This window comes from Olsenella uli (assembly GCF_901212675.1).
Taxonomy (GTDB): domain Bacteria; phylum Actinomycetota; class Coriobacteriia; order Coriobacteriales; family Atopobiaceae; genus Parolsenella; species Parolsenella uli_B.
Window position 1 is genome coordinate 1 of record NZ_CAAKOQ010000026.1, and the last position, 10,854, is coordinate 10,854.

15 protein-coding genes are annotated in these 10,854 nt (G+C 65.8%); 8 read left to right on the forward strand and 7 right to left on the reverse strand.

Features of this window, described 5'->3' with window-relative positions; translation table 11 throughout:
- Positions 1 to 240: 240 nt before the first annotated feature.
- The 3 genes from EFAMC1_RS02885 to EFAMC1_RS02895 form a co-directional block, all read right to left on the reverse strand.
- Positions 241 to 969, reverse strand: a complete 729-nt coding sequence (locus EFAMC1_RS02885; RefSeq protein WP_154052834.1) for a peptidoglycan hydrolase — start codon at positions 967 to 969, stop codon at positions 241 to 243.
- A gap of 73 nt (positions 970 to 1,042) precedes the next feature.
- Positions 1,043 to 1,342, reverse strand: a complete 300-nt coding sequence (locus EFAMC1_RS02890) for a phage holin (RefSeq protein WP_154052835.1) — start codon at positions 1,340 to 1,342, stop codon at positions 1,043 to 1,045.
- 18 nt (positions 1,343 to 1,360) lie between these two features.
- Complete coding sequence (locus EFAMC1_RS02895) at positions 1,361 to 1,759, reverse strand: hypothetical protein (RefSeq protein WP_154052836.1); 399 nt, start codon at positions 1,757 to 1,759, stop codon at positions 1,361 to 1,363.
- 280 nt (positions 1,760 to 2,039) lie between these two features.
- Here EFAMC1_RS02895 and EFAMC1_RS02900 point away from each other — a divergent pair, with 280 nt between their 5' ends.
- Positions 2,040 to 2,327: a hypothetical protein gene (locus tag EFAMC1_RS02900; RefSeq protein ID WP_154052837.1), complete on the forward strand. Its 288-nt coding sequence runs from the start codon at positions 2,040 to 2,042 to the stop codon at positions 2,325 to 2,327.
- On the opposite strand, the gene EFAMC1_RS02905 is transcribed toward EFAMC1_RS02900, so the two are convergent.
- Both EFAMC1_RS02905 and EFAMC1_RS11345 read right to left on the reverse strand, forming a co-directional pair.
- The gene (locus EFAMC1_RS02905) at positions 2,301 to 2,945 is read right to left on the reverse strand and encodes a hypothetical protein (protein WP_154052838.1); all 645 of its coding nucleotides are present in this window, start codon (positions 2,943 to 2,945) and stop codon (positions 2,301 to 2,303) included. The two genes, EFAMC1_RS02900 and EFAMC1_RS02905, sit on opposite strands and share 27 nt — an antisense overlap.
- 42 nt (positions 2,946 to 2,987) lie before the next feature.
- A complete protein-coding gene (locus EFAMC1_RS11345) occupies positions 2,988 to 4,019 on the reverse strand; it encodes a hypothetical protein (protein WP_187324521.1) in 1,032 nt (343 codons plus the stop codon).
- A gap of 272 nt (positions 4,020 to 4,291) precedes the next feature.
- Between EFAMC1_RS11345 and EFAMC1_RS02915 the strand changes: the two genes are divergently transcribed.
- The 7 genes from EFAMC1_RS02915 (at position 4,292) to EFAMC1_RS02945 (ending at position 9,580) form a co-directional block, all read left to right on the forward strand.
- Entirely contained in the window at positions 4,292 to 4,858 is a 567-nt protein-coding gene (locus EFAMC1_RS02915; RefSeq protein WP_187324522.1) for a tyrosine-type recombinase/integrase, read from the forward strand.
- A 164-nt stretch (positions 4,859 to 5,022) separates the two neighbouring features.
- Positions 5,023 to 5,556, forward strand: coding sequence for an Ltp family lipoprotein (locus EFAMC1_RS02920; protein ID WP_187324523.1), 534 nt, complete (start codon positions 5,023 to 5,025; stop codon positions 5,554 to 5,556).
- 117 nt (positions 5,557 to 5,673) lie between these two features.
- The gene (locus tag EFAMC1_RS02925) at positions 5,674 to 6,093 is read left to right on the forward strand and encodes an XRE family transcriptional regulator (protein WP_154052841.1); all 420 of its coding nucleotides are present in this window, start codon (positions 5,674 to 5,676) and stop codon (positions 6,091 to 6,093) included.
- 578 nt (positions 6,094 to 6,671) lie between these two features.
- Positions 6,672 to 8,015 (forward strand): serine/threonine-protein kinase, encoded by a 1,344-nt coding sequence (locus EFAMC1_RS02930; RefSeq protein ID WP_187324524.1) that lies wholly within the window; start codon positions 6,672 to 6,674, stop codon positions 8,013 to 8,015.
- Between the two features lie 9 nt (positions 8,016 to 8,024).
- A complete protein-coding gene (locus EFAMC1_RS02935; protein ID WP_154052843.1) occupies positions 8,025 to 8,900 on the forward strand; it encodes an HAD family hydrolase in 876 nt (291 codons plus the stop codon).
- Positions 8,901 to 8,927: 27 nt separating this feature from the next.
- The gene (locus EFAMC1_RS02940) at positions 8,928 to 9,227 is read left to right on the forward strand and encodes a nucleotidyltransferase family protein (RefSeq protein WP_154052844.1); all 300 of its coding nucleotides are present in this window, start codon (positions 8,928 to 8,930) and stop codon (positions 9,225 to 9,227) included.
- A 53-nt stretch (positions 9,228 to 9,280) separates the two neighbouring features.
- Positions 9,281 to 9,580 carry a DUF86 domain-containing protein gene (locus tag EFAMC1_RS02945; protein ID WP_187324525.1) on the forward strand — a complete coding sequence of 100 codons (300 nt, stop codon included), beginning with the start codon at positions 9,281 to 9,283 and terminating at the stop codon, positions 9,578 to 9,580.
- 78 nt (positions 9,581 to 9,658) lie between these two features.
- Here the strand turns inward: EFAMC1_RS02945 and EFAMC1_RS02950 are convergent, their stop codons facing one another.
- A complete protein-coding gene (locus tag EFAMC1_RS02950; RefSeq protein ID WP_154052846.1) occupies positions 9,659 to 10,402 on the reverse strand; it encodes an SIS domain-containing protein in 744 nt (247 codons plus the stop codon).
- Positions 10,403 to 10,490: 88 nt separating this feature from the next.
- A complete protein-coding gene (locus EFAMC1_RS02955) occupies positions 10,491 to 10,796 on the reverse strand; it encodes a PTS transporter subunit IIC (protein WP_261981738.1) in 306 nt (101 codons plus the stop codon).
- Positions 10,797 to 10,854: the final 58 nt, after the last annotated feature.

Here is a 10,854-nt window from a genome sequence, read left to right on the forward strand (position 1 = left end):
GCTTCTCATAGCGGGAGCCATCGGAGGCAATATCGTAGTCTTTTTTATTAGGCCGCCCACCGTCACCCGGCCTGTAGCGTCTCCCACGTTTTCGGCGTGCCCGCGCCCCGCGTCGCGCCCTCGCGGCGGCTCCACGCCCTCCGCTCCCGCGGTCACGGCGCTGCCGCCACGTGCCCCTCCGCACGCGTGCGCGTCAGCGCCGCGGCGGCGGGCGGGCCACCAGGGTCAGGCCCGAGGCCCCTACGAGAGCAGCTGGTTCACCCGCCGCTGCACCTCGGCGTACCGGCTCCCGAGGGCCTTTCTGCGGGCCTCGCCGACCCCGTAGCGCCCCGCGATCACCGCCCGCGCGAGCTCGTCCATGCTCGGCTGCGTGCCGCCCGAGACCCCGCCGTGAAGGATCTCGTTCACCCGCGCCTGCACCTCGGCGTAGCGCGAGCCGAGCGCGCCCCTCCGCGCGTTCCCGCTCCCGAACTCCCCGGCGATGACGCGCCGCGCCAGCTCGTCGGCCGTGCCGCTCGGCCCGCCCGTCTGCGCGGCCGCGTAGCGCAGGTAGCAGCTCCACGGGTAGCTGTTGTACTTGCGCGTCCGCGTCTCCAGCCCCGTCTGGTCACCCGGGGCGCCGCCGTTCGCCGTGCCCTTCTCGTTGATTGACGCCTCGCTCACCATGCCCGCCGCCGTGCACACCGCGACGTGCCTGCCGTCGTTCAGCAGGATGTCGCCCACGCGCGGCGAGCCGTCCACCTTGCACACGACCCAGCCCCTCGCCACGAGGTTCGCCCGGAGGTTTCCCGTGTACATCGCCGAGCCCACGTCAAACCCGGCCTCCTTAAGGCAGTGGATGACGAGCGAGCTGCAGTCCGCCTCGCCGCCCACCCGCATGTCCTGCCGGTTCGCCTGGCAGTACCCCAGGTTCGCCTCATCGCACCACCACCGCATGCGCTCCACCAGCTTGCTTACGCTCCCCGCCATGGAGCTCCCTTCACGAGTCCCTACACAAGAACGGGGCCGGGGGAGTCCTCGTCCCCCGGCCCCGCGACCGCCGTTACTCCCTCTCCGCGTGCGCGCCCGGCGGCGCGCCGTAGCCCATCGCCTGCTCCGAGTCGCCCGCCCCCGGCGTCGTGGGGTCCACCACCACGCTGAGCGACGCCAGCACGCTCGCCGCCGTGAGTCCGATCAGGTACGGGTTGGCGACGAACTCCAGCAGCACGTCGCCCACGCCTCCCCACGTCGTCATGCCCTCGTAGCCCAGGCCCAGGTACGCGAGCATGGGGGTCGCCGCCGCGCCCGCGATGTCCAGCCAGAATGCCGGGGACTTCATGCGAACCCTCCAGTTGATGCTCATGGGCAATCTCCCTCCAAGTCACCTCTCTTCCGAATCGGACGAGGGAGGCGCCCCGGGCAGCCCCGCCACCCGCTCGCTCACCTCGTCCAGGTAGCCGTTCGAGCCCGCCATGCGCAGGTAGAGCACCCGGTCGTCGAACCACCGCCGCTTGTCCTCCTCGGCCATCCACCCCGCGTCGCGCGCCGTGGCCCACCGCAGCAGGAGGTCGCCGCGCATGAGCACCTTGCACGCCCGCTGCGTGTCCGCGAGCGACCGCGCCACGCGCCACAGGCAGGCGACGACGGCGCCGAGCAGGCCCAGCACCGCCCATTCGGCCACCGCCCCCGCCACGGGCGGCAGGAGCCATCCCAAGGGCGCCACCTCCGAATCCTCGAAAGCCGTTCCCGCCAACGCTCGCGCCTCTCGGCCCGCATCCACGCGATCTCCTCCCGCGTGAGCTTCCGGCCGAAGAGCCGCTCTCGCTCCCGCGCGTCCAGCACCGGCCGCGCCGGCAGCCCAAGCCGGAGGCGCCGGGGCCCCGCGCGAAGCTTCACGTGCCGGCGGCGCATCAGCAGACCCGAGTCGTTCCTTTACCGCCGCTCCCACGTCCGAAATCCCATGCGGGCCTCCCGTCGCCTCCGACCCTCGAAACGCCCCTCCAGGTGGGCCCCGCTGTCTCCCCATAGGCACCGCCCTTCCGCATGCCTACAGAATCCACGTGGGTCACAAGCTGTCGTTTCGCGCGTCAGACGAAGTGAATGAGGAAGAGGGCGAGAAGGTCGAGGAATATGCCGAAGAAGAGGACGAGAAGATCCAAGCCGAGCATGCCGAGAAGCACACGGGCGAGAAGGCCGCCGGCAACGGCCACCCGTGGGGCCACCGCCCGCCGCAGCCGTGTCGCGGGTCCGTCTTCGGCAGCGTGCTCGGCCGGCCCCACGCCCCGGCCGTGCCGGCCGGTGGCGATCGGGCTCGCGACCCGTCACCCGTCCCGCCTTGCACCAGCTAGTGCCGCCGGCGCTCTCAGGCGCCTCCAGGCGCCTGCTACGCCCCCGCAGCGGCCTCCCGGGCACCCGGCCCCAGCCCCGTCGCGTTGCGCCATGACCTCGTCCTCCCCGAACCAGTGCATCCGGTACTCGTGCGCGCCCTTGATCCCAGCGGTCACCTCGTGAATGTCCTGCGCCTTCTCGGCCTCCGTGTCCTGCACGATCGAGTCGTCCCACACCACGGACACCTCGTCCTCCTCGGGCAGTCCCGCCCCGAACGACCGGCTGCACGCCATGACGGCCCGGCACACGTCGACCAGCGCCGGCGCCAGCGCGTTCTCGGTCTTGCCGTACTCGTCCGGGTACTTGCGCTCCAAGAGCCACGCCGCCGCCGTCCAGTACCGGTTGCGCGCGAGCGCCGCCGCGCGGATTGTGGTCAGCAAGGTCTGCTTGAAGTTCGCCTCCTTTTTTAGTCCCTCGCATAACGCGCGCTGCAGCTTGCCGCGCGGGTTCCCGATCCACCAATAGAACGTGCTCTCGTGGATACCCAGAGCGCAGATGATGTCGCCGTTGGACAAACCGTCCGCCTTCAGGCGGATGGCCTGCTCCACCATCTCCTCCGTCGGCTTCGTCTTGGCCATGCGCCCCACCTCCAGACAATTCCCGCATCCTGTTGTCTGGGATTATCTTGGGAGGTCATAAACAAGCCCCACGAGCGGGCAAACAAGCGACGTAATCGCAGGTAGAATGTGTATAAAATAGTGAAGTGGAAGAACGCCATGAAGTTCGGCATGCGCAAACTCAGCATCAAGAAGTCCATCAGCGCCCGCACCAAGGGCAGGGCCACGCGAGCCGTCAAGAAGGCCCTCATCCCGGGCTACGGCAGGAAGGGCATGGGCGCCCTGCATCCCAAGCGCGCCGTCTACAACAAGGTCTACCGCAAGACCACGTTCGGCCTCGGCGACGTGCTCAAGGGGCTGTTCAAGTAGGGCATAAAGCCGCACCGCGGCGGGCGCGGGGCTCTCGGCGAGGAACCTCTCGACGGGCGTTGCCCCGCCATGAAGCCTCGCCGCCGCCTCGGGGCAGAGCGCTCGGAAGAGCGCCACGAGGTCGGTGTCTGCCGCGAGCGGCGAGAGCTGCGGCTCCTTCGGGTCGAAGAGCCGCTCGTTGTGCGTCACGCGGTTTCGCACGGTGTTGATGGCGAGGAACCGGCGCTGCAGGTCGGCGCGGTCGTAGCCCCTGGGCCACGCGTCGTGCAGGATGGGGATCCAAAGGTCGCGCTCGCGGCTCCTGTCGGTCATGTGCGCCCAGAAGCCGAGCGTGAGCGACGCGATGACCTTGCCCGGGCCTTCGGTGCCCCGAGCGAGGCCGGCGGCCGTATCGATGGCCTTCCGGTTCACGAGGTTCACGTCGCGCATCTTGCCCGCCCCGCTCTTGCGCAGGATGGGCCGGCGCACGGGCGAGCCCGGGTCGAAGAGCCAGTGCGATGCCCCGTCCCAGTGCTCGGAGAGCACGCGGTCGTAGGCGTTGCGCAGCGCCACCTCGAGGTGAGCCACGCCGCGCATGAGGACCTGGGCGAGGGAGATGTTCCACTCGTGGAGCTCGATGGCGTGGCCCGCGTCGCCTCCGCACGTCTCAAGGTAGGGCACGAGGCGCTCCTCGGAAAGCCAGAGCCTCGCCCACTCGCGGGTGCCGGTCGCGGCCTCTTCTGCCATGGGGACCCCAAATTGGTAAAGATATAGCCCCGGTGACATGCTACGCAGCGGTCATCCCGGGGCCATCGATGAACAGTGTACCCGCCGCGCGCGCTTCGAACAAGCTGATTCGCGGCCCCTTCATCATCCCTTCCCGCGAGCGGCACCTACGTGAGCGAGCTCCACAAGACGCTGCGACTCGTGTTCCGCGAGCTCGTGGAGGCGGCGTCATCAACGAGAACCCCTGCGACCAGACGGAGACCCCGCGGCGCGACACCCAGGAGCGAAGCGCCATGAGGCCGAGCGCCATACGCCGCTTCGTCTCGGAACTGGACCTCGCGAGCGAGGACGAGTTCGGCTACTTCCTCGCCGTCGTGTGGGGGCTGCGCCGCGGGGAGGTGTGCGGCCTGTCATGGCGGGACGTGGACGACGAGCTCAAGGTCCTTTCCATCCGGCACAACTTCGACCACTTCGGCAACCTCAAGGAGCCCAAGACCCACGCGGGCCTGAGGCCCCTGCTGCTCTCCGACACCATCTGCCGCGCCTTCGCGCGGCACCGCGAGGCCCAGCGGGAGAAAACCGCCGGCGTCGCTTCGAAGGACGGCAGGCGCACCTTCCGCCAGGGCGAGGACACGCCCATCATCGTCAACCGCCACGGCGAGCGCATGAACCCGAACACCTTCGCGGCCCATTGGCGACGCGACCGCGAGGCGCTGGAGGCCGCCGGCTTCTGCCTGCACGAGCTCAGGCACAGTTACCTCCAGGCGCAAACCCGGGAACGGTTTATACCTGATTCATGCCTACCCGACCAGCGGAAAATCCTCCGAGTCGTAAACGACACCTCTGACCTGCAAGTGTAGTGAGAGTAATTCAATGAAGGCCCTCAGTCTGCCTTAGCCCCCGGCTAATGAAGTACTTCTGAAAGCTCCTTAACATCTCGTGAGGACATGGGGCCTCGGCCCGCCTTGCAGACCTTGATCGCATGATGGGACCTGGTCTGCCCCTTACAAGATGGGAGCACATCATGAACGTATCTACCACGCATACGGCCGCCAGGGCCCGCATGATGGCGTGCGCCGCCACGGCCATGGTCGCGGCGTGCCTTGGCCTCGTGGCCTGTGGCTCCGGGACCTCGTCGTCGCAGGCCGCCTCGTCTGCCGCCGCCTCGAGCGAAGCTGTCGCCACGAGCCCGGCTGCCTCCGATACCATTGCGACAAGTCCGGCCGCCGAGTCGCCTGCGGCGGCCGACGTTCCCGCCGAGTACGCCTCCGCGCTCAACAAGGCAAAGAGCTACAGCGACATGATGCACATGTCCAAGCAGGGCATCTACGACCAGCTCACGAGCGAGTACGGCGAGAAGTTCTCGCCCGAGGCCGCGCAGTATGCGGTCGACAACCTCCAGGCAGACTACAATGCCAACGCGCTCGCCGCGGCCAAGAACTACCAGAAGACGATGTCGATGTCGCCCGAGGCCATTCGCGACCAGCTCACGAGCGAGTACGGTGACAAGTTCACGCAGGACGAGGCTGACTATGCCGTTGCGCACCTCAACGACTAGCTTGCGACCGAACGGGTGCCTGTCGGCAGGGCGACGGGACTTACCGGGCAAGGCCTCGAATGGCGCGTCTATCCTTGTGTATTGGCGGGCCACACGACTTGGAGAGGAGGGATCCGCTTGTCCGAGCCGCTGACGGAGGAACTCCTGGGCGACCTTCTCGAGGCGCCTAGCCTCGACAGGTTCATGAGCGAGCACGACCTGGGCACGCGTACCCTCTCCGACTACCTCAACCAGATGCTTGCCGAGAAGGGGCTCGAGCGGGCGGCCGTGGTGCGCATGGCCAACCTCAACGAGACGTTTGGCTACCAGATCTTCAAGGGCACGCGCCGCCCGAGCCGCAACAAGGTGCTGCAGATCGCCTTCGCCATGGCGCTTACGCTGCGTGAGACCAACCGCGCGCTCGAGGCGGCCGGGGTGAGCTCTCTCTACAGCAAGGACCGCCGTGACGCGATCATCATCTTCTGCATCGACCGCGGTTGCTCGCTGCAGAAGGTCAACGAGGAGCTCTATCGCTTTGGCGAGGAGACCGTCTGCTGAGGCTCTGCTTATAGTTACGTGCTCTTAAGCGGGGGCCTGGCGAAAGCCAAGCCCCCGCTTTGTCTCCCAGCCCGGGTGGGCTTGTTCGAGCGGCTTGTCCAAAGCAAACGGCCAGCCATGCTCGACGTTGATGGAAGGCCCTTTCCCTCGCCAATCAAGGCCAAGGCGCGCATGCAAAGCCCCGGAACCTGGTCTCCCGAAGCCAAATGTCACCGCCTCGGCCCCTCCTCGGAACCCACAGAAACAAAACTATCGAGTTTGCTGCAGTCGAAACGGGTTTCGCCAAGTAGACCCCAGGTTTGTCCCAGAAAAAAGCCAGGTCAACGTTTTGCCAAGAATCTGTCTACTTGACGACATGCACATCAACTGCAGCAAACTCGATAGTTTTGTTTGGGAGTTGGCCGCATGTCCCCTTGTGGCACCGCTGGAGTCCTTTTCCAGCACGCCAACCACATGCGTGCGAGCAGATCGAAGGCAGCAAGGGCCCTGGACATGCATGAAAGCGCCGGCAGCACGGGGTAGGCCGGGCGATGGCCGGCAACCGGGGAACGAGCTGGTCTTTTGCTAGGATTGTCCCCATGACTACTTCCTCGACAGACGGGCTTCACGACGAGCTCTCGGTACATCTTGGCACGCTGGGCGATGCGCCTGCGTCGTCGGCAGGCGCCTTCCGCGTGGAGCGCGTGCTCAAGGAGTCGCCAAGCGAGGTGACCCAGCTCGCGTGGCTGCGCGCGGAGGGCGGCGGCGAGCTGGGGCCCTTCGTCCGCAAGCTCATCGTCGCAGGTGCGGGGCTCGGTGGAGCCTACCGCGAGCTCTTCGAGGCGGAGCGGTCGGGCCGTCACTTCCGCCACCTCCCGCGCCTGCTCGACGTGCACGAGGAGGCTGGGCGGCTCGTCGTGGTCATGGAGTACATCCCGGGGGCGACGCTTGCCGAGGTCATCCGCGCGGCAGACCCCGCCCAGCGCCCGGGCCTGGCCGCCCGGCTCATGCCGGTCATCTGCGACGCCGTCTCGGAGCTGCACGAGGCGTTCGACTCGCCCATCATCCACCGCGACCTCACGCCGGCCAACATCGTGTGCCCGGAGGGCGACCCGACCTCGCCCATCCTCATCGACCTGGGCATTGCCCGAAGCTGGCGCGAGGACGCGACGAGCGACACCACGCACTTTGGCACGCGTGCCTATGCGCCGCCCGAGCAGTTTGGCTTTGGCCAGACCGACGTGCGCAGCGACGTCTATGCGCTGGGGATGCTCGCCCTATTCTGCCTGCTCGGGCGCGACCCGCTGCCCGATGACCGCAACCGTGGCTTCGCCTTGCCGGGCGTGCCGGAGCCATGGCGGGCCGTGGTGAGCCGGGCTTGCGCCCTCGACCCGGCGGAGCGCCATGCCACCGCGCGCGAGCTGGGCCTGGCGCTCAGGGCGGTGGGGAAGTCGCAGGAGCTCCCTGCAAACGACACGTTACCGACAGAGCCAGCTACGCTGCAGCCGGAATCGGCCGCGTCCGCCGCCGGAAAGGCCGGTCGCGCGCACGATGGTGCCTTCCGTGCCCTCCGTCTCCGCGTGCTCGCGCTCTTCTCACGCGTGCCGGGCTGGCTTGGGCTCACCTGGAACCTGTGCCTCTTCGCGCTTGCCGTCCTTGTCGCGACTGGCTGCCTCTTCGCCATCATCGACCCCAACGAGCACGACCGCGCCCTGCCGCAATGGTTCCTCCTGTTCCAGTACGGCGTCTTCGTGCCCGTCTTCGTGCTGCCCTACCTCTACGCCTTCTGCGACCGACGCTGGCTTCGCCGGCGCATCCCGGCCCTCGGACGTGTCAGCGTCCTGCGCGAGACGGCGGTCTGCCTCGGTATCATGGTGCTTGCGGTCGTCGTATACCTCGGCGTCATTGCCATATCGGGCGTCACGCAAGTCTTTGCCCAGTAGGGAGCCCTCGTGATAAAGCTGTTCGCAAGTGACCTCGACGGAACGCTGCTTAACCTCCTGCACGAGACCGACCGTACGATCCGCGACGCGATTCGCGAGGTCACGGCCTCAGGGGCGCACTTTGCCGTGGCGACCGGGCGTACGATGCGCACAAGCCAGGACTTCGGGTTCTCGGGGCTCGCGTGCGAGGCCGTGTGTGCCAACGGCTCGATGGTGCTCGGGCGCGACGGCTCGCTGCTGCGCCACGTCGACGTCGACCCGGCGGCGCTCGAGGGGATGCTCAAGGCGTTCCCGCAGATTCCGTTCGAGTGCGTGGGACTCGAGAAGAGCCTCGTGCGCGGCTCGCAAGAGGCCTACCAGGCGGGATATCGCTCGGAGGGCCCGCTGAAGCAGCTGGTGGCCAGCATCGTCCTGCGCGGCATGCGGCGCGAGCAGTCCTCGCGCGTGGAGCGGCTCTTCGACCAGACGGACGCCGACGTGCTCACGGGGCCGGTCTGCAAGGTGAACTGTCGCGTGGCCGACGAGGGCCTCGAGCGCGAGCTGCATGCGTTTCTCGCGGAGCACACGGACGCCATTGTGAACGCGCCCTTCAACCCCGTGATGTTCGAGATGACGAGCGCGGGCGTCAACAAGGGTGAGGCCGTGGCGTGGCTGACCAGCTACCTGGGGATTGGCGAGGACGAGGTGGCCGTCTACGGCGACGGCGGCAACGACGTCGTGATGCTCGAGCGCTTTGCAAAGTACGGGCACGCCTACGTGACCCATGGCGCCACGCCCGCCGCCAAGCGGGCCGCTGGTCAGGCCATCGGCTCGTGCATCGTCCACGCCGTGCCCCGCCACATGCTCGCCACCGTTCGCACCCAGGGTAGGGTTTGGATACGATAGCTAAAAGGGCAGACAGGGGAGGTCAGTATGAAGAGTGGCGTCGTGTACTCGACCAACGAGCTGAGGGGTCTCATCGTCCCGCTTGTCCGCAAGTACGGCCTGCGCGGTGCCCGCCTGTTTGGCTCCTACGCAAGGGGGGAGGCCGATGCCTCCTCGGACATCGATGTTCTTCTCGACGCCGGAGATGGATTTCGTCCGCTCTCCATCTATGCGCTTTCCGAGGACCTTCGTGCCAGCTCGGGGAAGGACGTCGACGTTTACGAGCTCTCCGAGCTCAACCCTGGCGAGTTCAGGGACACCGTCCTTCGCGAGGCGATAGCGCTATGAGGCGGACTGATTCCTATCGTCTCAGCCGCATCGAAGAAATTGGCAGTCAGCTCATGGGGCTTATCGATGATGGGACCGTTACTCGGGAACTTCTGCTCGATGACTTCAAGATGCAGTGGATGGTGACGACGCCGCTCTACAACATCGGCGAGCAGGTGTACGCGCTCTCCGACGAGCTCAAGTCAAGCCACCCCAAGGTTCCCTGGAGTGGCATCTCTGGTCTAAGGCACAGGCTTGTCCATGACTATGAGGGGACCAATTGGTCTATTGTCACGAGTATTGTGTTCGATGAGGTGCCGGCTTTTCTCGAGCAGGTGTCGAGGATTAGGCGGACAATTCTCGAGGAGGGCTAGGATTCGCGACACAGCCCTTCTCACGTCGGGCCCCGGCGCGTGAGCCGGGGCCCGACGCAACGATGCAAGGCTCTCGCTTTAGAATTCGTAGTGAATGCTGTTCCGATATTCGTCGTAGAGCTGGCGGTTGAGATCATCGCCCCCATCGAGGTTCGCACTATAGAAGATTGGCGGGTGTTTCATACCGCCGTCCACGAGCTTTTGCGTAAGTGCGGCAACGATGGCGTTAAGCATGATTGCACCCACGACGGTAGATGTTGGGGAGACCTTCTGCTCGAGGCCATCGATTGCAACGGCTGCATCTCCGACATCACCGTGGTTGTCGAGCATAATGTCTGCAAGCTCAAACAGCCGCTTGCCAGATGGGTGTCGCGAGGTCACAGACTTTGAGTAGGAGAGGTTTGTCAGCGCAATGACCTTCGCGCCTGACTCGCGTGCCGCCATGGCAATCTCTACGGTAACTGGGTTTCTTCCAGAGACCGAGTGGGCAATGAGTACGTCGCCCGGCGCAAAGTACGCCTTGCTCTTTGCAAGGGAGGTACCGTAACCAACGAGACGCTCCATCTGGCTGGTGTGGGTAATGGGAGTCGTGTCTAGCATGATCTCCCGGCCGAAAATGGGATTGAAGAGCATGAGTCCGCCCGCCCGGTAATAGAGTTCCTCGGATAGGATCCCGGCGTGGCTCGCTCCGAACGTATAGATGGTTCCATGGGATAGGATGCAGTCGTAGAGCAGGTCAACGCACTGCTCCATGTGTTCGGTTTCTTCCTGCTCAATCGTGGCGCGAAGTTTGTCGATGACATCGAAGTACTTGAATTCCATTATGTCTCCCATATGAAAAGGGCGGCGGGGCCTTGCGCTCCGTCGCCCTGTGAACACGTTTGAGCCGTGCGATTTCACATACGTCTGATTAGGCAATAAGGCGGGCGACGGCACCTACCACCATGCCCCAGAGGTCGAAGTCCTGGCCGCCGTAGACGAGCATCCACTGCTGGATGGTGTTGTTGAAGAAGTAAGCGCCAAAACCGACGAGGAAGACGGCGATGATGCCAGAGACCGCAGCGCCAATGATGGCGCCACGCACGCCGCCGGTGGCATTGCCGACAATGGAGGCGCATCCAATCTCAAAGAAGCAGGTCGAGATGAGCGGGATGACGACGGTGGGGAAGATGCCCATGGATCCGGTCACGAGAATCGTGCAGATGGACGTAATCATGGCAACAATGAAACCAATGACAAGGGCATTGGGGGCATACGGGAAGATGACGGGCACG

Bases quoted from the DNA above. Each gene is read 5' to 3' on its own strand.
- EFAMC1_RS02885 (WP_154052834.1), bottom strand. From the start codon at position 969: ATGGCGGGGAGCGTAAGCAAGCTGGTGGAGCGCATGCGGTGGTGGTGC.
- EFAMC1_RS02890 (WP_154052835.1), bottom strand. From the start codon at position 1,342: ATGAGCATCAACTGGAGGGTTCGCATGAAGTCCCCGGCATTCTGGCTG.
- EFAMC1_RS02905 (WP_154052838.1), bottom strand. From the start codon at position 2,945: ATGGCCAAGACGAAGCCGACGGAGGAGATGGTGGAGCAGGCCATCCGC.
- EFAMC1_RS11345 (WP_187324521.1), bottom strand. From the start codon at position 4,019: ATGGCAGAAGAGGCCGCGACCGGCACCCGCGAGTGGGCGAGGCTCTGG.
- EFAMC1_RS02915 (WP_187324522.1), top strand. From the start codon at position 4,292: ATGAGGCCGAGCGCCATACGCCGCTTCGTCTCGGAACTGGACCTCGCG.
- EFAMC1_RS02920 (WP_187324523.1), top strand. From the start codon at position 5,023: ATGAACGTATCTACCACGCATACGGCCGCCAGGGCCCGCATGATGGCG.
- EFAMC1_RS02930 (WP_187324524.1), top strand. From the start codon at position 6,672: ATGACTACTTCCTCGACAGACGGGCTTCACGACGAGCTCTCGGTACAT.
- EFAMC1_RS02940 (WP_154052844.1), top strand. From the start codon at position 8,928: ATGAAGAGTGGCGTCGTGTACTCGACCAACGAGCTGAGGGGTCTCATC.
- EFAMC1_RS02945 (WP_187324525.1), top strand. From the start codon at position 9,281: ATGGGGCTTATCGATGATGGGACCGTTACTCGGGAACTTCTGCTCGAT.
- EFAMC1_RS02950 (WP_154052846.1), bottom strand. From the start codon at position 10,402: ATGGAATTCAAGTACTTCGATGTCATCGACAAACTTCGCGCCACGATT.
- EFAMC1_RS02955 (WP_261981738.1), bottom strand. From the start codon at position 10,796: ATGATTACGTCCATCTGCACGATTCTCGTGACCGGATCCATGGGCATC.